Below are 22,285 nucleotides of genomic sequence, written 5' to 3'. Positions count from 1 at the left end.
TCGCAGGACACTTGCCTATGGCAGTGCCGACGGTGGGCGCGTGGGGGGCCTGCATCGTGGAGATGATTCGAAGGGCCAAGGAGGAACCATGAGCCGTGTCTTCGCCAACGGTCGCTCCATCCTGCACAAGGGGAGCGGCAACACGCACACCTCGGCCGCACCTGACGTCTGCAAGGTACCGACGCCGGGAGGCCCGGTGCCCACGCCCTTCGTCAACTCGGCCCAAGACGCCACGCTCACCCATGGAAGCACGAGCGTCACCATCAATGGCCACCCGGTTGCACTCACGGACTCCGAGCTGAGCACCAGCTCGGGTGATGAGCAGGGCACGGCGGGTGGCCTCATCTCCTCCAAGTCCAAGGGGAAGATGGCCTGGGGCAGCGGCAGTGTGGACGTGAAGATTGAGGGCAAGGGCGTCGTGCGCTACCTCGACGTCACCCTGCACAACGGCAACTCGTTCAACACCACGTTCATATCAAATGGGGGGACGGGATTCGCCTACGGGGATGACTTCGAGGGGCTGTGCCTCCTCTGCCAGAAGGATGCGGACAGCCACGCGGTGATCGAGCGTGCGGAAGGGAGCCTCGACATCGCCAACAAGATTCTCAAGAACCTCAGGGAGCACGAGGACGCATGGGCGGAGGCAAACAAGAGGCTCACCTCGAGGGCTGCCGAACTGGAGCGCATCCAGCGTCAAAACCCCAAAATCAACCCATCGACCCTGGATGCACGAAGAGCGCAAATCACCGCACTCGAAAGGGAGCGCGATGAACTTGGCAAACATCGTCGCGGGTCTGGCGGGTACATGGTCGGGGTCATGGTGTGCCGCAACGGTGAGAAATTCGCCGCGATATCGGCTGGCGAGACGCCCCCTGGGTTCAAGGCCATCGCCGAGGTTCATGGCTGCAAGATTGTTGAGGAGGCCGCAACGCTAGAGGACTTCATCGCCATCAACCCACGGTGCGCCAGAGTTGGTGCCGAGGCCACCACCAAGCTGGAAGAACAGTGGGAGCACACAAAGAAAAGGATTGATGCAGAGGAACCCGGATACAGAAACGAACCAGGAACCTGTGCGGGCGCCAAACTCATCGGGAAGAGCGGTCACGTCGCCGACTCGATGACCGAGATCTACTTCGCGCCCTCCGGCACGGAGAGCTTCAACTTCAAGGTATTCTATCGCGGGCCCGTCGACTGCTCTCCCTCTAACAGTGAGGGGGTTTGGAAGCCTCCGAGCAGAGCCCTTATCAACGAGCGAAAGCGCGAGGAGCACCTCGAGGAACGCGCTAAAATGCGACGCAAGTCGGGGGAGACAGTGCTCTCCTGTCAGACGTGTCAGGACACGCTGTTCATGGCTCGCTGCGACATCGAGGACCAGCGGTGCAAATGACCTGGTCCGAGCTTCTCAAGGCCCCGCCGCCCTTGACGATGAAGGAGTTGCTCCCGCTCATGGAGCGATGGAATCCCGGGAGCACCCAGGGCTTCGAGCCGGCCACTGTCGAGCAGATGACTGCCCTGGCCAGACCCCATGGAGGACTCAACGCGTTGCCTCGCGTCTATCGCGAGTTTCTCGAAACCATGGGCTCATCGACGGGCCGCTTGAGACTGAAGGCTGGCACTACCTCGATTTCGGCACTGCTCGAGGACCTCGGGGACCCTCAACGAGAGCGCCCCGATGCTCGCCGCTACCTCAAATTCACCATCGGCGAGGAACACCCCGAGGAACGCTACCCGGACGACTTCTTCGAACTCACCCGCCCGACGCCCGATGGCTTGGACGCGGCGATCATCCGCATTCGCGAAGAGGACTTGGTGCGCGGCAAGGGTTCAGCCAAGCAGCCCTTCCCGACATTCTCAGACTGGCTGCGGACGACAATTGTAACCAGGCTCGTCTTCGCGACCGACCCAGAAAAGCAAACGAAGTACTACCGCCTTGGGAAGAAACCCGAGACTCCGGCCAAGGTCTACAACTTCTTCACTCGCATGGGGTTCTCTTTCACCCAACTCGGGGCTTCGTCAGACGTCATTCCACTGGAACACCCGGAGCGCAGCGCAATCCTGCTTATCGATGCGCCCTCGGCGTCGACGCCAAGCACGGGTGTTCGCTTGCGCGCGCGCGACAAAGTCCAGCAGTTGCTCCTCAATGAAATCATCGAGGACCACAAGCGGGAGTTGACCGGCGATTAAGGAGGGTCGCCGTTCACATGTTCAGGCGCCTCGTAGAGGTCCACCGGCTCAGCCTTCCCCCTTGCCTCCGGATTCGTACTTCTTGCGCTTGCGCCACAGCGTGGACGCGTCGATGCCGAGCACCTTCGCCGCCTCGTCCAGCGTCGGCGCGGAGGTCATCACGCGCAGGGTGTGCTCGCGCTCCACTTCCTCCAGCGTGTGCGGCCCGCCCAGCGTCACCACCGAGCCCGCCGCCGCGGCGATTCGCTCCGGAAACGCCTGCGGCTCCAGCACACCCGCCGGCCACACGATGAGCGCTCGTTCCACCGCGTTGCGCAGCTCGCGCACGTTGCCCGGCCACGGATACGCCAGCAGCATCTTCTCCGTCGCGGGCGACAACTCCGGCGTCGTCGGCCGCTGCGCCGCCTTCGCGAAGAACGCCACGAACCGCCTCGCCAGCGGCAACAGGTCCTCCGGCCGCTCCCGCAGCGACGGCAACTTCACCTCGATGACGTTGAGCCGGTAGAGCAGGTCCTCGCGGAACCGGCCCTCCGCCACGTCCTTCTCCAGGTCGCGATTCGTCGCCGCCACCACGCGCACGTCCGCCTTGCGCGTGCGGCCCTCGCCCAGTCGCTCGAACTGCTTCTCCTGGAGGAACCGCAACAACTGCGCCTGGAGCGCGGGGCTCATCTCCGCGATTTCATCCAGGAACAGCGTGCCCCCCTCCGCCTGCTCCACCCGCCCCGGCTGGTCTTTCACAGCCCCCGTGAATGCCCCGCGCACGTGGCCGAACAACTCACTCGCCAGGAGTTGCTCCGACAGCGTCGGACAGTTCACCGTGACGAAGGGCCGCCGCCGCCGGGCACTCATCGAATGCAGCGCCCTCGCGAGCACGCCCTTGCCCGTGCCGCTCTCTCCCCGCAGCAGCACCGCCGCGTCGGACGTCGCCGCGCGCGAGACCAGTCCAATCGCCGCATGCATCACCGGCGACGTCGTCTCCAGCGTCGCTTCCGGCACCGCCTGCGCCAGCTGCCCCTCCAGGCTCTCCAACTGCGACGACAGCGCCCGGTGCTCGCGCGAGCGGTCCAGCACATGCCGTATCTGCGCCGGCGTGAAGGGCTTGGGCAGGTAGTCGCGCGCGCCCCTCCGCACCGCCTCCACCGCCGTGTCGAACGTCGCGTACGCGGTGATGAGCACCACGTCCAGGTTGGGTGACTCGGCGAGCAACCGGGGCAGCAAATCCAATCCGCTCGAGGTGCCCAGCCGCAGGTCGACGAAGGCCAGGTCGGCGGGCCCCTGGGCGAGCGCGGCCAGCGCCGCCTCCGGAGTGGCCGCCTCCCGCACCTCGCAGCCGAACCCCTCCAGACACACCCTCAAGGTGTGCCGGATGTTGCGCTCGTCATCCACCACCAGCACCCGCATCGGGCGCTCCCCGGAAACGGGGGCCTGCTCCAGCCGTGCATCCATGCGTGGAGTCTAATTGCATCGCCCGAGCCCGGCCGTGCGACCTGCACGACGTGAGTCCTCACGGGGACTTCCACGGCGCCCGACTCGCTCCCGTCGTGCGGTTCGCAACCCGCGCCCCGCCCTTTCGTGCAGGCTGCAACACACCCCCAGCAACCAATGCTGGCGTTGGTCCCCGGATTGCGGTGGAACAGGGGCCTATGGGTTTGAATGGGAACAACGAGGGTGGCGACGACAACATCTTCACCCGAGACAGGCCCCCCACCCGCAACGAGAAGCGCGTCCGCCAGGGAGTGATACTGGGCATCGTGCTGTTGGTGCTCGCCGGCGTGTGGGCCTATCTCCAGGGCGGAGAGAACCGCGCCATCAACGCCATGTCCCCCGCCCAGCGCGAAGCCCTCTTCGAGGAGACGCGCGACAGCTTCGACCTCATGTGCCTGGGCGATGCCGGGCCCCGCCTCCTCCGGCGCTGCCAGAAGCAGGCGGAGTTCATCCAGCGCTTCCCGCAGTGTGACGAGGCCTGCCGCCAGGAGCTCGCCCCCGTGCTGCGCAACGCCGTGCGCTGAGCACTCCGTCGCGGACTCGACGGTGGAGGCCTTGCGCGATGCACGGCCTCCCACGCGCACGCTTGCCGAATGCAACGGCCCCGGGACTTCGAGGGACACGCCCCCTCGGAGGACCGACGACGCCGCGCGGCACGGGGCTTGCCCCTGGAGTCGCCGTCATGCGTCCCAATCCGCACCTGTCCGTCGTGTCGTCCTCCCCTGACTCCGCTGTCGAGCGCGAGCCCGCCACCCTGGCGCGTCCGTGGTGGAAGGACCTGCTCTGGGTGCTCGCGCTGGGAGGCGCCCTGGCGACCATGGTCGGCTGGTTGGCCTCGGAGCGCCGCGCGGTGCTGTCCCTGGAGCCCGACGCGCGCGCCGCCGTGTTCGACGATGCGTGGGCGGGCTTCCAGCGCCTCTGCTCGACCCCCATGCACACGGGGTTGGTGCCGCGCTGCCGTGAGCAGGCCCGCTTCCTGTTGCTCTTCCCCGAGTGTCAGGGCGCCTGTCAGGAGCAGGCCCGACTCCACGGCCGCGCGCTGCGCTAGTTGAAGTTCACCGTCGTGCGCGCCAGCACGAGCCAGGAGGTGCGTCGGTCCGGCTCCTCGAGCGGCGCCGTGTCGTAGCGCTGGACGTACCCCGCGACGCCGACCCCCAGGAAGGACGTGGTCCACCAGCGCACGGCGAGGGCGCCGCTCGTCCCGCCACCGGATTGCACGTCGGAGGCGCCACGGCCCAGCCACAGTCGCTCGACGCGCGCGGCCACTTCCAGCGCACCCAGGGGGAGCTGCCCCTCGCGCAGCGCCTGGAGTGCCTGGGTGGAGTCCTCGTTCGCTCGGGGCCAGGAAGGTCCGTCGTCGCGAGGCTTGCCCCAGGCCACCCAGGATACCTCCAGCGAGGCGCCCTGGCTCTTCAGTTCGGGCAGGGCCTCGCGCGGCGTCTCCGGGTTCCCATCCGTGTCGCGCGAGCGCCGCTCCCACGCGGCGGCGGCCTCCGCGGCCACTCGCACCGGCCCCACGTCCAGGCGCGCGTGTGCCTCCGTCACGGTGCGCGTCCCACTCACGGGAGGCGGCCGGTAGTAGACGAAGCCCTGCGGGCCGATGCCGCCGATGCCCGCGCGGTCATAGGCGCTCTCCACATGCGCCCCCGCGCCCACGCGCACGCCCCAGAAGGACTCCGGCACGCCCGCCGAGCGACCCCACCGGCCATCGACCCGGGCATCCAGCGCGGGCAGTTGGTTGTCATTGCCCAGGGGACTGCGCGAGCCGTTGCCCACGCGCACCCAGGTCTCCACGGGCAGGTTCATCGGCGACCACCGGGCCTCGAGTCCCAGGTCTCTTCGGGGCCAGAAGGACTGCGCCAGGCCCGACAGCTCGGGGATGGCGCGGGCCTGCAGGTTCTCGTCGTGCGCGCTGGGGAACAGCGGCGTCTTCGTGTAGCCGAGCGACAGGCGCACGTCGCGCAGCACCGTCACCGCGACGAAGGCGTCGATGAGGGCGGGCTTCTCCTGGGCCCACTCCGCCACGCCGCGCGCCACCAGCCAGGGGAGGGGACGGGCCTCGGCGCCCAACCGCAGGCGCGCGAGGGTGAAGCCGTCGAAGCCCTCTACGTCCGAGGCATGCTGGCGGTAGTCCAGCTCCCCCACGAGCGTCGGTCTCAGCCACGCCTCGTCCGCGAGCGCCGGCGCGGAGGCCAGGGCCCAGAGCAAAAACCACGGAGTGTGTCGCATCAGTCGACCGGGATGATTTGGAGGAAGTGCGTGGTGCCGTTGGTCTCGTCGTCGTCGTGGTCCGCGGCGAAGAGCCGGCGGTTGACGGCGTCGTACGCGAGCCCGCGCACCTGCTGGAAGCCCGTGGCCAGCGCGGAAGTCGAGCCGTCCGTGGTGGAGATGCGCAGCACCGAGCCCTGGCGCGTGCCGGTGAGCAGCGAGCCCCCAGGCCCCAGGGCCAACAGGTCCGGCTCGGCGATGGTGGCGAGCGTCGTGAGCGACGACGGGTTGGACAGTGGGGAGCGGTACACCTTCCCGGCGATCTGGTCTGCGATGTAGAGCGTGTCCTCCACGGCCAGCACGCCCACGGGCTTCTGGAGCGCGCCCACCAGCTCCGTCTCGGTGCCCTCCAGCGTGACGTGCGCCACCGAGCCCACGTTCACGTTGTTGTTGCGCACGAAGTAGCTGTCGAGCAGTCGTCCGTCCTTCGTCACCGTGAGGCCGATGCGGCGGCGGTTGACGGGGAGTCCCGGCACGGTGCCCGGGGTGCCATCCGGACGCACGAACAACACCGCGCCCGCGTTGCCGAAGCCGAAGCGCACGGTGACGAGGGTTCCGTCCTGGAGCCGGACGACCTCGCCCAGGTTTGGGCTGTTGGCGGGCGCGTCCGGAAGCGTGGCTGCCACCGAGACGCCTTCTCCATCGCGGTACTTGAGGAGCCGGTGGTTCTGGTCGTCGGCGATGTAGAGCGTCTGCGTGGTGGCGTCCCAGAACAGGCCGTTGGGGTCGCCTTCGAGAGGAATCGCGCGAGGGCCGCGCTCCACCTGGGTGCCCGAGTCGGGGGAGCCCGGGTCGGAGTCGTCACAGGCGCAGAGCAGCGCGCAGAAGAGGAGTGCGGAGGAGAGGGGCTTCATGGGGCGCGCATGCTGCCACACCGGGTGGGCGGGCAGGCGAGCGAGCGCGGCCCGGGACACGCGGGAGCGTCGCAACGTGCCGTGCCGCGCGGGGCTCCAGGTTGCGGTCTGCACGGTGACGGCGGGGACCCTTGGAAAAAGGCTCCGGATTCCGAGCGTCTGGCGCGAGGGCGGTCGGCACGGCGGATGCGATGGGAAGGGGCGTGCGCGGGTCATGAAGGCCCGGCACGGAGGACCCATGTGGCTGCCCCGATTCGTGAAGTCACTGCCGTTGTTCCACTCGCGGGACACGCGGGAGGTCGGTCCGTCGCCTGGTGAGGCGCCGCTCAAGGCGGTGCGTGTGCTCGGCGTGGAGCGACTGGTGGAGGCGCGAGTGCGTGCGGAACATGCATTGGATGGTGCTCGGCGGTGCTCGTGCTGCCGAGGCCTGCTGGAGCACGTGTATGACCGGCTGGGCTCCACGCTGTTCCTGGATGACGACCCCGAGCTGCTCGCACGGGCGTTCGACGATGACGAGCGGGATGCCTTCACGGCGCGGGTGCTGGCCGCGTGCATCGTCCTGTCCGGGCGCGAGCGCGTGGCGGTGGCGGTTTGAGGGTCCTCGAGTCGGGCGAGTTCGTGGCGGAGCCTCGGTGCTCCGCCGTGCGGGTGGTGATGTGCCGCCCTGGGAGGAAGGCATGTTGAGGTGGACCGAGTTCCTGGACGTGGAGGCCATCCGCCCGTCGCTTGTGGCGAGAGACAGGGGGGCTGTGTTGCACGAACTGGCGGGGCTGATGTCGGCCCGGGCCGGGGTGTCGCAGCGAGAGCTCGCGGTGCACCTGCTGGCGCGAGAGCAGTTGGGGTCGACAGTCATGGAGGGAGGCGTGGCGGTGCCGCACTGTCGCCATGCGGGCGTGGAGCGCATCGTCACCTGTCTGGGCATCCACCGGGGTGGGCTGGCGTTCGGCGCGCCCGAGGATGGGCTGGTGCGCATCTACGTGGGCATGGTGTCGCCGCCGGACACGGCGGGGCTGCATCTCAATGTGCTCTCGCGCATCGCGACGCTGCTGCATGCCCCCGAATTGCGCGCGGAGTTGATGGCCGCGCCTTCGGCGGGAGTGATGCGCGCGTTGCTCGTTCGCGCGGAGGAGGCGTGCCTGCCGCTTCGCAACGAGATGTCTCTCGCGCGCTGAGTGCCGTGCGCGGATGGGCCGCCCTGGAGGGCGAGGCGGATGTCGGGCACGGAGCATCTGGCGGAGCCGGTCCAAGGGCGACAATGCGTGGACCGGGGCCGCTCCGGAGGGCGTGTCCCGGGGCGCTCGACGTTCTTGCTCGATGACGCGGTGGTCCGTGGATTTGCCTTCGACGAGGTTGAGAAGGCGAGAGGGGCGGGGTCGAAACGACTGAGCCCGAAAAACCGGAGAGAAGTGTGTAGTGGGCTCGAAGAAAGACAGCGGAGGGATGCGGAATCGCGGCGGTGGACACATCTCTGCGCCGACTCGGGAGGCAGCCGGGCGCCCGAGGAGGTGAGGCATGCTGAGGTGGACTGATTTCCTGGACGTAGAAGCTGTCCGCCTGTCGTTGGAGGCGCGCGAGCGGGTGGGGGTCGTGCACGAGCTGGCGGGGCTGATGTCGGCTCGGGCGCGGGTGTCGCCGAAGGAGCTGGCGGCGCATCTGCTGGCGCGAGAGCAGCTCGGTTCGACGGCGATGGTGGGGGGCGTGGCGGTGCCTCACTGTCGGCTCGCTGGCGTGTCGCGCATCGTCACCTGCGTGGGAGTCCATTCCCAGGGCGTGGACTTCGGCGAGGCCGACGGAGGGCGCGTGCACGTCTTCGTGGGCATGGTGTCGCCGCCGGATACGGCGGGCCTGCATCTCAATGTGCTCGCGCGCATCGGTGCGCTGTTGCGCAACGCGCGGCTGCGCGAGGCACTCCTGACGGCGCCGTCACCCTCGGCCCTGCGCGCGCTGCTCGTCTGCGTCGAGGACGCGCACGTGAATCACCGGTCCGAAGTCGCGCTGGCCCGGTGAGGGCAGGGCGGCTCGCGCACGGTCGCTGACAGATAGCGAGCACAGTCCGAACCCGGGCCATCCCGCGCCCGGTGCTCCTGGTAGCGTCGCCGGCCGTGACGACGACCTCGAGCTCGACTCCCCGCTGGTTGCTGTATGGCGCCTCTGGATACACCGGCCGCCTCATCGCCGAGGAGGCCGTGCGTCGGGGCCACCGGCCCGTGCTGTCCGGCCGCTCCCGCGAGAAGCTGGCCCCGCTGGCCGACGCGCTCGGCCTGGAGGTCCGTCCCGCCGCGCTGGACGACGCACGCCAGCTCGCCGCCGCGATGGAGGGCCTGCCCCTGGTGCTCCACGCCGCCGGCCCCTTCGTCCACACCAGCGAGCCCATGCGCCAGGCCTGCCTCGCCTCGCGCACCCACTACCTGGACATCACCGGCGAGATTCCCGTCTTCGAGGGCTCCTTCCGCCATGACGCCGAAGCCAGGGAGCGCGGCGTCTCGCTGATGTCCGGCGTCGGCTTCGACGTCGTCCCCACCGACTGCCTCGCCCGCTACGTCGCCGAACAGGTCCCCGGCGCCACCGAGCTCGACATCGCCATCTGCGCCGGCTCCCAGGCCAGCGCCGGCACCACCAAGTCCGCCCTCCTCCAACTCCCCGAGGGCGGCAAGGTCCGCCGCGACGGCGTCCTCCAACCCTTCCCCATGGGCCAGGGCGCCCGCCGCCAGCGCTTCATCGACCGCGAGCGCACCGTGATGCCCATCCCCTGGGGCGACCTCTCCACCGCGTACCGCACCACCGGCATCCCCAACATCACCACGTACATGGCCTTCCCCTCGTCCTCCGCTCGCGCCCTGCGGTGGACCTATCCCGTCCTCCGCCAGGTCCTGAAGGTCGGCCTCGTGCGCGACGGACTGATGAAGCTCGTCGAGTCCCGCGTGAAGGGCCCCGACGCCGACATGCGCCTGTCCAGCCGCTCCCAGGTCTGGGCCCAGGCCCGCGCCCCGGATGGCCGCTCCGCCCAGGCCTGGCTGGAAGTGCCGGAGGGCTACGCCTTCACCGCCCGCGCCTCCATCCACGCCGTGGAAGAGCTGCTCGCCCAGCCCTCTCCCGGCGCCCTCACCCCCGCCGGTGCCTTCGGCGCCGACTTCGTCCTCCGCGTCGATGGCTGCCGCCGCCTCGACTCCCTGGGATGATCCTTCCAGTGCAGGGGTCTATTTCCACCCAGACTGGTGGAAACCCCTCGGGTGACACTGTGGGATGACCTTCGGGGGGAGGCTTAGCAGCAAGTGTTCAGTTGGCTATCCTGCGCTTCGGCGGATCACCGGTCCGTCCGAGCTTCAGGGGGTCCTCGGGGCTCCTCGGAAGGATGGCGACATGAGCTGGCGCAGCAGGCTCCCCAGGGAGCCGCGCTTCAACTGCCGGAGCCTGGCCGGGTGGGACGGCGGCATGACGCCGGAGGGCTCCGTGGTCGCGGAGAGGGAGGGGGCTCGGTGCGTTTGAAGCTGAAGCAGAAAGTGATGCTGTCTCCGGCTGTCGCCGCGGTGTTCCTGGCGGTCATCTTCACGGTGGTGCTGGCGGGCGGGGACTCGTGGCTGGTGGGGGCGCTGTCGCTGGTGTGTCTGGCGCTGATGGTGGCGCTGTCCTTCTGGCTGCACCGGGAAGTGGCGGTGCCCATGGCGCGGCTGTCGGCGGTGGCGCAGAAAATCGCCCAAGAGGGGGATTTGACGCAGCCCATCGACACGGCCGGGCAGGACGAAGTGGGAGACCTGGGCCGCAGCCTCCAGGTGATGGTCAACCGGCTGCGCGAGGTGCCCGCCACGCTGCGGTCCGTGGTGATGGAGCTGTCCTCGGCGGCCGCGCAACTGACGCAGGCGAGCCAGGACCAGGTGAACTTCCTCACCAACCAGTCCCGCAGCCTCACCGAGGCGAGCACCACCATCGCCGAAATCGCGCAGACCTCCAGCATGGCGGCCAGCCGCGCGGAGATGGTGCTGAAGGTGGCGGCGCAGGCGGACGCGTTCAGTTCGTCCGGCCAGCAGTCGATTGAGCAGAGCGCGGAGGGCATGCAGCAGATTCGTCAGCGGGTGGGCACGCTGGTGGGCAGCATCGCGCACCTGAGCGACCAGGCCGTGCACGCCGGGGAAATCATCAGCAGCGTGAAGGACCTGGCGGACCAGTCCAACGTGCTGGCGCTCAACGCGGCGATTGAAGCGGCGCGCGCGGGCGAGGAGGGCCGGGGCTTCGCGGTGGTGGCGCGGGAGATGCGCGCGCTCAGCGGCCAGTCCCTCCAGAGCACGCAGCGCATCGGCAAGATTCTGCTCGAAATCAATCAGGCCATCCGTCAGACGACCTCCATCGCGGAGGGCGACAGCGAGAAGATGGAGGAGAACATCGAGCAGGTGCTGGCCTCGGCCGACTCGCTGAAGGAAATCACCACGGTGGTGCAGGAGAGCAGTCAGGCGGCGCGCCAGATTGTCGCCTCCGTCACCCAGCAGAACGCGGGCATCGCGCAGATGACCGAGGTGATGACGCAGTTGTCCTCGATGATGGCGGACGTGGTGACCTCCACCATGACGGCCGAGGAAGCGGTGACGCAGATCAACGCCACGCTCGGCCGGCTCCAGGAGTTGTCCACGTCGTTCCGCGTGTGAGCGCGGGAGCGGCCCGACGTCCGGGCCGCCCGTGCTCGTCGATGCACCGGGCGACGGCTACTCGCCCTGCATCAACCCGGTGATGCGGCCGTCGTCGTGGACGGTGATGCGCTTCGCCGCCGGCTCGCGAGGCAGGCCCGGCATGGTGAGGATGTCGCCCGTGAGCGCCACCATGAAGCCCGCGCCCGCGGACAGGCGCACCTCGCGCACCATGAGCGTGAAGCCGCGCGGCCGGCCCTGCTTCGTCGCGTCATCCGACAGCGACAGGTGCGTCTTCGCCATGCACACCGGCAGCTCCGAGCCTCCCAACTCGCGCACCATCTCCAAATCCTTGCGCGCCGACGCCGTGAAAGCCACGTCCTCCGCGCCGTACACCGTGCGGGCAATGGCGCGGACCTTCTCCTCGGGCGACTGCTTCAACTCGTAGAGGAAGCGCGGAGCGGGCGGCGCCGCATCCGTCGCGTCCAGCATCGCGAGCACCCGGTCCGCCAGCTCCAGTGCGCCCTCGCCGCCGCGCGTGAAGCCCTCGCACACGGCCATCTCCACGCCGCGCTCCTTGCCGAAGGCGCGCAGTTCGTCGAGCTCCGACTCCGTGTCCTGCGGGAAGCGGTTGACGCACAGCACGGCCGGTAGGCCGAAGGCGCGCACCGATTCCAGGTGCTTCTCCAGATGCGCGAAGCCACGCGCCAGGGCGGCGCTGTCCGGCTCGGCCACGCGCGCGAGCGGTGCGCCTCCGTGGTACTTCAGCGCGCGCAGCGTCACCACCAGCACGACGCCCCGAGGCCACAGGCCGGTGTTGCGGCACTTGATGTCGAGGAACTTCTCCGCGCCCAAATCGAAGCCGAAGCCCGCCTCCGTCACGACCTCGTCCGCGTAGGCCAGGCCCATCCGCGTACCCACCACGGAGCTGCAGCCGTGGGCGATGTTGCCGAAGGGGCCGGCGTGCACCAGCGCGGGGCCGCCCTCGCGCGTCTGCACCAGGTTGGGCATCAGCGCGTCCTTCAGCACCGCCACCATGGCCGCCGCCGCGTCCACATCGCGCGCGCGCACGGGCTTGCCGTCCGGCGAGTGGCCCACCACGACGCGGCCCAGGCGCTCCTCCAAATCCTTGAGGTTCTCCGACAGCGCGAGGATGGCCATCACCTCGCTGGCGGCGGTGATGTCGAACGCGGCCTCTCGCGGGACGCCGTGAGCCTTGCCGCCCAGGCCGATGATGACGTTGCGCAGGAACCGGTCGTTCATGTCCATCGCGCGCCGCCACCGCACCCGCGTGGAATCGATGGCCACCGGCTGGCCGTAATACACGGCGTTGTCGACCAGCGCGGCGAGCAGGTTGTTGGCGCTGGTGATGGCGTGCAGGTCGCCGGTGAAGTGCAGGTTGATGTCCGCCGCGGGCTCCAGGCTGGACTGTCCGCCGCCGGTGCCTCCGCCCTTCACGCCGAAGACGGGACCAAGGGACGGCTCTCGCAGCGCGGCGACGGCCTTGCGTCCGCGACGGCGCAGGCCCATGGCCAGGGCCACGGACATGGTGGTCTTCCCCTCGCCAGGAGGCGTGGGGTTGATGGCGGAGACGAGCACGAGCCGTCCCTGCCGGTCGCCCTGCTTGCCGAGCGCGTCGAGTGACACCTTGGCGCGATTCGTTCCCCAGGGATGCACGTCGTCGGGAGCCAGGCCCAGCTCGGCGCCCACTTCTGCGATGGGTCTCAGCTTCATGCCGAGGACTCTCGATGCGGCGGCGTCACGGGTCAACGGGGGAAGTGTACGGGACGCGCGCCTGTGGTCAGTGTCCTCTTGTCGCGCGTTGTCGGACGACACGCAGCCGCCACAGGACAATGGGGAGGCCCACGCCCGTGGCCACCGCCACCCAGGGCCAGGCGCCCGCGCTGGCCAGCCCCTGTCCCAGCCGCGCGCGCAGTCCGAGGGGAAGCTGGGCCCACAGCAAGAAGGTGGCCGTGGCGAGCACGAAGACCGCGAAGCCCTTGCGCAGCGAGCCCGGCGCCACATGTCCCGCGAGCTTTCCTCCAAGCAGGCTCCCCGCCAGCGCCACCGCGAGGACCTCGCCCGTGAGCTTCCACGGCAACTCCACATGACCCAGATGTCCCACGAGGCCCGCGGCGCACTGGAGCGCGATGACCACCAGCGAGGTGGCGGTGGCCATCGGCGTGGACAGGCCCACCAGCGCGAGCGCGGGGACGATGAGGAACCCTCCGCCCGCGCCCACGAGGCCGGACAGGATTCCCACGCCCAGGCCTTGAAGGAGTATCCGTCCCACGTGGGGTGCCGCGCGCGGAGTGACTTCGGTGGACACCCGCGTGGCCTCCGTGCGCAGCAGCATGGCGACGGCCGCGGCCACCATGACCCCCGCGAAGAACAACATCAGCGTACTCGCGGAGAAGAGGGGATTGAGCTTTCCCCCCAGGAACGCGCCCACCATCCCGCCCGCGCCGAATACGAAGGCCGTGCGCCACCGCACCCGACCTGCCCGTGCATGAAAGAGCGCTCCGCTCGCGCTGGTGACCCCCACCACCACCAGCGACATGGCGATGGCCGTGCGGGGCTCCACACCCAGCACGTACACCAGCAAGGGCACCGTGAGGATGGAACCGCCGCCACCCAACAACCCCAACAACACGCCCACGAGCAACGCGCCCGCGAGGCCCACGTACAACATCATCGCGAAGCGCCCCCAGACCGCGCGACGGCGAGCAGGTCCCGGACCTCGCGCAGCGTCCGCTCGAAGCTCGCGGTGTCCACCAGCCCCGAGGGAGTCGTGGCCTGGAGCGCGTCCAGCACGGCGCCAAGCTCCGCGCGCGAAGGCTCTCGGGGCAGCGCCTCCACGTCGGAGACACCGGGGAGCCGGGCTCGCAAGGTGTCGCGGACCTCCGCCAGGGTCGGCGTCGCACTGGAGGGCAGCCGCACCACGGGCAGCGCCTCCGTGTTCCACGCGAGCATTCCCCCGCGCAGGTTCATCACCCGCGTGAAGCCCAGCTCCACCAGCTGCGTGGCGGCCCGCGCCGACCGCGCTCCCGAGCGACAGATGAGCAGCACCTCCGTGTCCCTGGGCCACAAGGCCGCCGCCTCGCGCACCGTGGCCAGCGGTGCCGCACGCACGCCATCGAGGTGTCCCAGAATCCCATCCAGCTCGGACGGCTCGCGCACGTCGACCAGGTGCAGCCCCGAGGGGCGCTCCGCCGCGAGCTGTCGTACGTCCACGTCGCGGTATCCGGCGGGCTGGGGATGGGCGCTGTCGAAGAGGTGACTCAAGACGGTGACTCCTTCTCTCGTCCTCCCGATGAGGGAAGGACGCGGGCAATAGGGCGCCGTCCCGTTGCTCGGGGTCGGACACCAGGGTTCTGGGATGACGGCGCGGACGCCCGTGCCCGAGGGCACGTCACGTCATGCGGAGGACGGTGACAGGGGCTCGGGGTCCAGACCGCAGGCGCGGTTGGCGGGGACGGCCACGTCCAGCTTGCGCGGGGGTGGAATCCGCCGCTCGTTCATGAAGGTGATGAAGTCCTCGCGAGACTTGCCCGCCAGTCGCGGGTTGTGTCGCTTCTCCTCGCCCACGGAGGACGCGGTGAAGCCCGCGTAGTCGTGGCCGGGATACAGCTCCGTCGCATCGGGCAGCGTGAAGAGCTCGCGGGTGATGGAGTCGTAGAGCTGCCCCGAGTCGCCGTTCTGGAAGTCGGTGCGGCCCGTGCCGCGAACGAGCAGCGCGTCGCCCGTGAAGAGCCGCCCGTCACACAGGAAGCTGAGGCTGTCATCCGTGTGCCCGGGGGTCTCCAGCACGCGCAGCTCCAACCCGCCCACGCGCACCTGGTCTCCATGCACCAGTTGTCGGTCCACACAGGGCGCTCCTCGGGGGGAGGCCATCACCTGGGCACCCGTGCGCGCACGCAGGAGTCCCGCCGAGGTGATGTGGTCCGCGTGGACGTGGGTCTCCATCACCACCGTCAGCTTCAGCCCGAGCTCCGTCAGCAGCCGCAGGTCCCGCTCCACCTGCTCCAGCACCGGGTCGATGAGCACGGCCTCTCGCGTCGCCGGGTCCGCCAGCAGGTACGTATAGGTCGAGGACTCCGCGTCGAAGAGCTGTCGGAAGAGCATCGCCCGTTTCCCTGAAGAGATGACCGCCATGCGCCCCCGACGATATTGCGAGTGCCGTGCCAGTGCCCCTTCTCCGAGCAGGACCCGGGCCCATTTCGGAGGGGGCGCCGTCCCTGGGGAAACACCTGAAACACCCTGGTGAAACAGTTGTCGCCCCAGTGGAACAGGTTCAGTGCCCGGCTTCGCCCAGGGCGCGCAGGCGGCGCCACAGTGTCACGCGACTGACACCGAGCAGGCGTGCGGCCTCGGAGCGGTTGCCGCCTGCTCGGGCCAGGGCCGCTCGCACCTTCTGTTCGTCGAGCAGGACACCCGCCGTCGGCGAGAGGGCGACACTGGGGGATGAAGCAGTCCTCCCTTCGGAGAACTCCGGGGGCAGGTCCACCTCGCGCAGCACCGCGCCCTCGCCGATGACGTAGGCGTACTCCATGACGTTGCGCAGCTCGCGCACGTTGCCGGGCCAGGTGTGGGCTTCCAGCAGTCGGCGCGCGCCCGGGGCGATTCGCTCCACGCGCCGCGTCCCGCGCTGGTGCAGCTCGCCCAGGAAGCGCAGGGCGAGCGGGAGGATGTCCCCGCGTCGCTCCCGGAGCGTGGGCAGGAAGATGGGCACCACGCGCAGGCGGTACATCAGGTCCGCGCGGAAGCGGCCCGCCTCCACCTCACGTCGCAGGGCTCGGTGCGTGGCGGCGATGATGCGCACGTCCACCGGCACCGGCGCCCGACCTCCCACGGGGATGACGGTGCGCGTCTCCAGCACGCGCAACATCTTCGCCTGGAGGTCCAGCGGCAGCTCCGCCACTTCGTCCAGGAACAGCGAGCCCCCATGGGCCAGCCGGAAGTGACCCGGACTGTCGCGCACCGCGCCGGTGAAGGCCCCGCGCACGTGGCCGAACAGCTCGCTCTCCAGCAGGTTCGGCGGCAGCGCCGCGCAGTTGATGGCGCGGAAGGGCCCCTTGCCACGCACGGACAGCGCATGCAGCGCGTGGGCGATGTTCTCCTTGCCCGTGCCCGACTCGCCGCGCACCAGCACGCTCGACTCCGCGCGCGCCACCTTCTCGACGATGCGGAAGACCCGCCGCAGCTCGGCGTCCTGGGTCCACAGGCCGTGGAACACCTCGGCGCCCTCGGCGCTGCGCGCGGTGGGCTCTCGAGTGACGGTGAGCGCCCAGCCCTCTTTCTCCAAGGCCACCGCGCGCACACGCACCGCCTGCGTCTCCGCCCCCGCGCGCAGCCGCGCCGTCGTCTCCCGCCCCGTGGTGAGCACGGCCTCCAGTCGCTCGACGCCGCCCTGCGGGACGAGCACCTCCGAGAGCAAAGTCCCCTCGCGCACCGGGGCGCCGAGCTGCGCCTCCAGCGCGGAGGTCAGGCCCACCACGCGCCGACTCGCGTCCACGAGCAGCACGGCGCCCGCGAGCGCATCGAGCGCGGACAGGGCGAGCTGGGACGAGCGCGGGGTTCGGGACGTGGGCATCTGTCGCTGCATAGCCCGGTGCGCGGCGGCTCGCACCTGGCCCGGCTCAGGCCCGGCCGCGCATCATCAACTTCCAGTACAATTGGGGCAGGCCGTACTTCTTCATCAGCCACATGTCCCGCCGCTCCTGGAGCGTGTCGATGAGGGGGAAGCTGGGCGTGGGCTTGCCGTCGTAGTCGAACTCGGCGAGCAGCAGCTTGCCGTAGCCCGTGGTGAGGGGACAGGACGCGTAGCCGTCATAACGCGCGGTGGGGATGCGCCCGGCCATGACGGCCCGGAGGTTCTCGACGAGCACGGGTGCCTGCTTGCGGATGGCCGCGCCCGTGCGGCTGGTGGGCAGGTCGGAGGCGTCTCCGAGCGCGAAGACGTTGGGGAAGCCCGGGTGCTGGAGCGTGTGCTTGTCCGCGCGCACCCAGCCGACACACGCGCCGTCGCGCGATGACAGCGGGCTGTTCTTGATGAAGTCCGGCGCGCTCTGGGGCGGGGTGACGTGGAGCAGGTCGTAGCGAAGGGTGACGCGGTTCTTCTGTCCTTCCCGAGTCGTCTCGAAGGTGGCCTCGCGGCGGGCGCCGTCCACCGCGACCAGGTTGTGCTCGAAGTGGGTGTGGATGCCGTAGCGCTTCACCACGTCTTCCAGCACGCGGGCATAGGCCTGCACGCCGAAGATTGTCTTCGCGCCCGAGCCGAACACCACCTCCGAGCGCTCCATCACCCCCGTGCGGCGGAAGTGGTCGGCGGCCAGGTACATGATTTTCTGCGGCGCGCCCGCGCACTTCACCGGCGTGGCCGGGTGGGTGAAGAGGGCGGTGCCGCCCTGGAAGCGCTGGAGCATGCGCCACGTCTTGGGGGCGAGCTTCACGTCGTAGTTGCTGCTGACGTGTTCGGTCTCCAGCGCGTCGCGAAGGCCGGCCACCTTGTCCCAGTCGAGCTGGATGCCGGGCGCGACGACGAGGAAGTCGTAGCCCACGCGCAGCCCGCCCCGGGTGCGCACTTCGCGGCGGACGGGGTCGACTTCCTCGGCGGCGTCCTTCAGCCACTTCACGCCCCGGGGGATGAAGTCGGCCTCATCGCGCACGGTGTCCTCGATGCGCGCTTCACCCGCGCCCACCAGCGTCCAGAGCGGCTGGTAGTAGTGCCGCTCGGAGGGCTCCAGAATCGCGACGCCCTTCTGGCCCAGTCGAGCCAGGCGCGCCGCCACGCAGATGCCGGCCGTGCCTCCGCCGATGATGAGGATTCGGTGGCGCTCGCTCACGGGTGCCACGTGGGGCATGGGCGTGGTCGCCGGGTCCGTGCAGCCACAGTCCTCGCTCGGGTTCATCGCGCGCTCGCTTCCTGTCTGACGTGGGACGTCGACAGGGGGCCTTAGCAGGGCGCGTGCCACCATCGTCCCCGAGGGCGACACAGGTGTCGCTCGGGGACCAGAGCTGTTTCACCTCGTTTCAGGCCGTTTCATGAAACGGGGGCCCGGGGATGTGGCTCAGAGAAGTCCGAGGAGGGTGATGGTCATCGGCCCGGAGATGCCCGCGAGTCCCTCGGGAGAGTCACAGGCGGCGAGGTCGGTCGAGAGCAGGGTGACGGTGCGCACGACGGTGGCTCCCACGAACTTTCCGGAGAGGACCGTTCCGGTCTGCGTGACGACGATGGCGGTGCCATTGACGGCTGTGGTGGTCTGCGTCAGCCGCATCGTCGAACTCTCCCCGGTGTTCCAGGTGAGCAGCGTGGTTACTGGACCGATGTCGAGCAGGTCCGTGCAGGAGTAGCCCTTCATGACGAATGAGACAGAGGACGTCGCGGACGTCACGCTGGAGCCCAGCAGGGAGTAGCAATTGCTCGCCAGGCCAATGGACGTGATGTTGACGTCCTGAGGCAGGTTCCGCAGCGGCGGCGAATACGTGACCTGGGTGGAGCCAACGGGACAGGTGACGAGCGTCAGCAACCGCTGCTCCGACTGACCCACCTCTTCCGGTACCGCGGGCGACGACTCCGGCGCGCCACACCCCGCGAGCCCCACCGCCACGAGAATGACCCACGACTTCGACGAGACACCAGACATGAGACCTCCCTTGCTGACAGGGAGCGTCTCCAGGCCCGGCACTTGAGACAATGGCCCGGCTTCAGGCCGGGCTCATTGCAAACACTGTCATCGGACGAACGTACAACCAGACATGAAATCCCGGACGCGAGCCAGGGAAGCTCCCTGGCCCGCACGCGACGGGACTACTTGCCGAAGATGCCGCGCAGGCGCTTCTTCGCTTCTTCCTCTGCGCGCTTCTTCGCCTCGGCCTCCAGCCGCGCCTTCTCCTCGGCGGCCTTGGCCTCCAGCTCCTTGCGCTTGACCTCGGCGTCGGCGCGCAGCTTCGCCTCGCCGCCCTCGATGACCTGCTGCACCTGCTCGCCGCGCTTGCCGCCGATGAGGTTGCCCGCGAGCGACGAGGCCGCGAGCTTCGCGAGCGTCGTCACGGCCGGCTTCACGTCCACGCCCGTGACTTCGGGCTTCCACGCCGGGCCCGTCAGCTTCAGGCCCACGGGGATATCCGAGGGCGGCGTCACCTTGCCCAGGGTCAGCGTCTTCACCGTCGACGGCGTCAGCGCCACCGAGCCGATGAGGTCCAGCGTGCCGTCCAGCTTGATGCCACCGTCGAAGCTCATCGCGGCTTCCGGCCGCGTCCAGGTGATGGGCTTGGACAACTGCGCGACGCCGTTCTTGATTTGAACGCCGAAGGGCAGGTTCTCACTCAGCGACGTCACCTCTCCGCTCTTGAGCGCCTTGGAGGCGAAGGGCAGGGCCTTGGCGAGCGGCTCGGAGACGGACGCCACCAGGTCCTTGCCCAGCAGCGTGCCGCCCAGGATGTTGCCGCTGATGCCGCCCAGCAGCGTCTCCTTGAGCTTCTCCGGCGTGTAGCCGATGCCCTTCACGTCCACGTTCCCGTTGAACGTCCCCGTCATCACCTTCTGCGGCGTGGCCTGGGCCAGCGCCTGCGCCACCTGCACGCCGTCCACCTTCACCTTCGCCTCGAAGGGCCGCTGCGCGGCGGCGGGGCCCAGACGAATCGTCGTCCCGTCCGCCGCCACCTTGCCGCCGAAGACACCCGAGGAGAACTTCTCCACGGAGATGAGGTCGTCCGTCATCTTGATGACGCCCGTCACGTTGCTCAGGTCCATCTCGCTGTAGCGCAGCGCTCCCACCGCGAAGCGGATGTCACCCCGGTAGCCGTTGAAGCGCGCCGGGTCCTCGGGAGGAAGCTCCGCTGACTCCGGCGCCGGCACCGTGCCGCCGTTGCGCGCCGCCAGCTCCTTCTCGTCGAACAACAGCGCGTCCGCGTCCAGCTTGTTCGCCTTCACGTCCGCGGAGAACGTCGTCGTCTGCTTCTTGCCCTGACCCGCGAGCGCGAAGGACGCGCTGCCCGTCACCGTGTCCTCCAGGACGTGCGCGGTCATCTTCGGCACCTCCACCTTCATGCCGGCGCCGCCCTTGCCGGGCGCGTAGGTGCCGGCGACGGCGAAGTCCATCCGCTGGCCGGGCGACTTGTCCACCAGCAGGCCGGGCCGCAGGTCCACGCCAGAGAGGTCCGCGTTCGCGTCGAACTTCAGCGCACCGCCGCTGGCCGCCGCCCCCGCCACGCGCGCGGTGAGCTTCATGGCGCCGCCCGCGTTCTTCGTGAGCTGCGCCGGCACGCGCAGGCGCACCGGCGTCAGGTCCACGTCCACGTTGATGGCCTGCGCGTCCTGCGTGCCGCTGCCGCGCACCTCCAGGCCGATGGGGCCGGCAATCATGCCGTTCAGCTGCTTCTTCAGCGGCGGGTAGTACTCGGCGAGCACGGCGGGGTCCAGGTTGCGGCCCACCAGCTCGAAGCCCTGCACCGACGGCTTCTCCGACAGCAGGCCCTTCACCTGGCCCTTGCCGGTGATGTTCGCGGGGCCCAGGTCCAGCTTCAGCTTGTCGAGCGACAGGTCTCCGGTGGCGAGGTCGCCCGCGACGTCCGTGTCGAGCACCACGTCCAGCGCCTTGCCACCCTCGGAGCCCGCGAAGCGCAGGCCCAGCGCGGAGATGACACCCACGAGCCGCGTGGGGCCCTTGCCCCCGGGCACCGCGCCGCCCAGCTCCGCCTTCCAGTCCGCGTCCACCGTGCCAGCCTGGAGGCCCACGTCGGGAGGCAGGAAGGGACCCAGCGGAGACAGGTCGATTTTCTGCGCCTTGAGCGTCACGCGCTCCGGCGTGGGAATCAGCGTGGGCGGCAGCGGCGCGGCGTGCAGCGACAGCTGGAGGTTCTGCTTGTCCGCGAGCACCGCGGCGGCCAGGTCCACCACCAGCGGCTTGCCGGCGCGCAGGTCCTTCACCTCGATGTCCAAATCCTTCACCGCCAGCTCCCGCGCGGCCAGTCCCCCCGAGCGGTCCACGAAGCGGATGGTGCCGTCGGTGAGCGCGGCGCGCTCGACATGGACGCCGGAGAGGTCCGTGGGCTGCGACTCGTCCTCGGGCGGCTTCTCTTCTTCCTTCGGGCTCTGCTCTTCCAACCGCTGCAGCAGGCGCTGCACGTTGGTGGTGCCGTCGGCCAGCCGCACCACGTTGATGGTGAGGCCGGACAGCTCGGCGTTCTTCACCTGGATGTCCTTGCCACGCGAGGACAGCAGGGGGCCGGCCGCGACGCTGATGTCCAGCGAGGCCATCTGCGCGAGCGGCAGCTCCTCACCCTCGGCGGCGCCGATGGAGACGTTCTCCACCTCCACGCCCACGGTGGGGAAGAGCTGGGTGGAGATGTCCCCGATTTCAATCGGGCGACCCAGCTTCTGCGAATACGTGGCGGCCTGCTCGCGCGCTGTCTTCAGCAGGATGGCGTCGAGCCGCCAGAGGACCCCGAGCACGACGACGACGAGGAGCGCGAAGACTCCTCCGAGCACGTAGGGCCAGCGGCGCTTCTTCTTCACGACGTCAGACATTGCTTGGTACCTCCTCCAGCGAGCGGGCCCCGGGGCTCGGCCCGGCGCGGGGCCAGGACCGCGGTGAGACGCTTAGCCCAGCCAGGACCTTGCCGCACGCGTCAGGCGCAAGAACCCCCCTGCATGCGGCGGAAGACCTCATCGCATCCCGGGACGGGCGAGGGGCGTGGAAATGCACGCGACCCGCGCGGTGGGGTCGTCCGGTCGTCCCAGGGGCGAGAAACGGAGGCGCCAGCCGGCCCTCTGGCGCCTCCAGCCACCCAACACGCTCCATGTGCGCACGGAGCAGGCGAGAGGGAAGGGGCTTTCACCTCCGTGGTCGCTATCAACCCCCGGAAAACGCGCGG

20 protein-coding genes are annotated in these 22,285 nt (G+C 69.5%); 9 read left to right on the top strand and 11 right to left on the bottom strand.

All coding sequences use genetic code 11. From position 1 onward, the window contains the following. Positions 1–88 precede the first annotated feature (88 nt). Together FJV41_RS07435 and FJV41_RS07430 are read left to right on the top strand one after the other, a co-directional pair. A complete protein-coding gene (locus tag FJV41_RS07435) occupies positions 89–1,387 on the top strand; it encodes a DUF4150 domain-containing protein (protein WP_141641712.1) in 1,299 nt (432 codons plus the stop codon). A gap of 59 nt (positions 1,388–1,446) precedes the next feature. Beyond that, complete coding sequence (locus tag FJV41_RS07430) at positions 1,447–2,184, top strand: hypothetical protein (RefSeq protein WP_246137066.1); 738 nt, start codon at positions 1,447–1,449, stop codon at positions 2,182–2,184. A gap of 48 nt (positions 2,185–2,232) precedes the next feature. Here FJV41_RS07430 and FJV41_RS07425 read toward each other — a convergent pair whose 3' ends face one another. Next, the gene (locus FJV41_RS07425) at positions 2,233–3,585 is read right to left on the bottom strand and encodes a sigma-54-dependent transcriptional regulator (protein ID WP_141641731.1); all 1,353 of its coding nucleotides are present in this window, start codon (positions 3,583–3,585) and stop codon (positions 2,233–2,235) included. Between the two features lie 242 nt (positions 3,586–3,827). On the opposite strand from FJV41_RS07425, the gene FJV41_RS07420 reads away from it, so the two are divergent. Both FJV41_RS07420 and FJV41_RS07415 read left to right on the top strand, forming a co-directional pair. After that, positions 3,828–4,193, top strand: coding sequence for a hypothetical protein (locus FJV41_RS07420; protein WP_174488158.1), 366 nt, complete (start codon positions 3,828–3,830; stop codon positions 4,191–4,193). Between the two features lie 158 nt (positions 4,194–4,351). Next, positions 4,352–4,717: a hypothetical protein gene (locus FJV41_RS07415; RefSeq protein ID WP_141641710.1), complete on the top strand. Its 366-nt coding sequence runs from the start codon at positions 4,352–4,354 to the stop codon at positions 4,715–4,717. On the opposite strand, the gene FJV41_RS07410 is transcribed toward FJV41_RS07415, so the two are convergent. Together FJV41_RS07410 and FJV41_RS07405 are read right to left on the bottom strand one after the other, a co-directional pair. Then, positions 4,714–5,898, bottom strand: coding sequence for a putative porin (locus FJV41_RS07410; RefSeq protein WP_141641709.1), 1,185 nt, complete (start codon positions 5,896–5,898; stop codon positions 4,714–4,716). The two genes, FJV41_RS07415 and FJV41_RS07410, sit on opposite strands and share 4 nt — an antisense overlap. Continuing rightward, the gene (locus tag FJV41_RS07405) at positions 5,898–6,791 is read right to left on the bottom strand and encodes a YncE family protein (RefSeq protein WP_141641708.1); all 894 of its coding nucleotides are present in this window, start codon (positions 6,789–6,791) and stop codon (positions 5,898–5,900) included. The genes FJV41_RS07410 and FJV41_RS07405 overlap by 1 nt, the downstream gene beginning before the upstream one ends. A gap of 238 nt (positions 6,792–7,029) precedes the next feature. On the opposite strand from FJV41_RS07405, the gene FJV41_RS07400 reads away from it, so the two are divergent. The 5 genes from FJV41_RS07400 (at position 7,030) to FJV41_RS07380 (ending at position 11,428) form a co-directional block, all read left to right on the top strand. Continuing rightward, on the top strand, positions 7,030–7,386 hold the full coding sequence (locus FJV41_RS07400) for a hypothetical protein (protein WP_141641707.1): 357 nt from the start codon (positions 7,030–7,032) through the stop codon (positions 7,384–7,386). A gap of 82 nt (positions 7,387–7,468) precedes the next feature. Further along, entirely contained in the window at positions 7,469–7,963 is a 495-nt protein-coding gene (locus FJV41_RS07395; RefSeq protein ID WP_141641706.1) for a PTS sugar transporter subunit IIA, read from the top strand. Positions 7,964–8,303: 340 nt separating this feature from the next. Continuing rightward, a complete protein-coding gene (locus FJV41_RS07390) occupies positions 8,304–8,798 on the top strand; it encodes a PTS sugar transporter subunit IIA (RefSeq protein WP_141641705.1) in 495 nt (164 codons plus the stop codon). Between the two features lie 95 nt (positions 8,799–8,893). Then, a complete protein-coding gene (locus tag FJV41_RS07385; protein ID WP_141641704.1) occupies positions 8,894–9,970 on the top strand; it encodes a saccharopine dehydrogenase family protein in 1,077 nt (358 codons plus the stop codon). Between the two features lie 297 nt (positions 9,971–10,267). Next, on the top strand, positions 10,268–11,428 hold the full coding sequence (locus FJV41_RS07380; RefSeq protein ID WP_246137065.1) for a methyl-accepting chemotaxis protein: 1,161 nt from the start codon (positions 10,268–10,270) through the stop codon (positions 11,426–11,428). Positions 11,429–11,485: 57 nt separating this feature from the next. Here FJV41_RS07380 and FJV41_RS07375 read toward each other — a convergent pair whose 3' ends face one another. The 8 genes from FJV41_RS07375 to FJV41_RS07340 all read right to left on the bottom strand — a co-directional run bounded on the left by FJV41_RS07375 (position 11,486) and on the right by FJV41_RS07340 (position 21,938). Continuing rightward, positions 11,486–13,141 (bottom strand): formate--tetrahydrofolate ligase, encoded by a 1,656-nt coding sequence (locus tag FJV41_RS07375; RefSeq protein WP_141641703.1) that lies wholly within the window; start codon positions 13,139–13,141, stop codon positions 11,486–11,488. 67 nt (positions 13,142–13,208) lie between these two features. Then, a complete protein-coding gene (locus FJV41_RS07370) occupies positions 13,209–14,102 on the bottom strand; it encodes a sulfite exporter TauE/SafE family protein (RefSeq protein WP_141641702.1) in 894 nt (297 codons plus the stop codon). After that, a complete protein-coding gene (locus FJV41_RS07365; RefSeq protein ID WP_141641701.1) occupies positions 14,099–14,692 on the bottom strand; it encodes a rhodanese-like domain-containing protein in 594 nt (197 codons plus the stop codon). The genes FJV41_RS07370 and FJV41_RS07365 overlap by 4 nt, the downstream gene beginning before the upstream one ends. A 132-nt stretch (positions 14,693–14,824) precedes the next feature. Then, entirely contained in the window at positions 14,825–15,532 is a 708-nt protein-coding gene (locus FJV41_RS07360; protein WP_141641700.1) for an MBL fold metallo-hydrolase, read from the bottom strand. A gap of 169 nt (positions 15,533–15,701) precedes the next feature. Beyond that, positions 15,702–17,000 carry a sigma-54 interaction domain-containing protein gene (locus FJV41_RS07355; RefSeq protein ID WP_141641699.1) on the bottom strand — a complete coding sequence of 433 codons (1,299 nt, stop codon included), beginning with the start codon at positions 16,998–17,000 and terminating at the stop codon, positions 15,702–15,704. Positions 17,001–17,046: 46 nt separating this feature from the next. Then, positions 17,047–18,318: an NAD(P)/FAD-dependent oxidoreductase gene (locus FJV41_RS07350; RefSeq protein WP_141641698.1), complete on the bottom strand. Its 1,272-nt coding sequence runs from the start codon at positions 18,316–18,318 to the stop codon at positions 17,047–17,049. 159 nt (positions 18,319–18,477) lie between these two features. Continuing rightward, positions 18,478–19,053, bottom strand: coding sequence for a hypothetical protein (locus tag FJV41_RS07345; RefSeq protein WP_141641697.1), 576 nt, complete (start codon positions 19,051–19,053; stop codon positions 18,478–18,480). Positions 19,054–19,217: 164 nt separating this feature from the next. Next, the gene (locus FJV41_RS07340; protein ID WP_141641696.1) at positions 19,218–21,938 is read right to left on the bottom strand and encodes an AsmA family protein; all 2,721 of its coding nucleotides are present in this window, start codon (positions 21,936–21,938) and stop codon (positions 19,218–19,220) included. Positions 21,939–22,285: the final 347 nt, after the last annotated feature.

This window comes from Myxococcus llanfairpwllgwyngyllgogerychwyrndrobwllllantysiliogogogochensis (assembly GCF_006636215.1).
GTDB classification, from domain to species: domain Bacteria; phylum Myxococcota; class Myxococcia; order Myxococcales; family Myxococcaceae; genus Myxococcus; species Myxococcus llanfairpwllgwyngyllgogerychwyrndrobwllllantysiliogogogochensis.
This window is presented reverse-complemented; position numbering and strand designations above follow the sequence as displayed.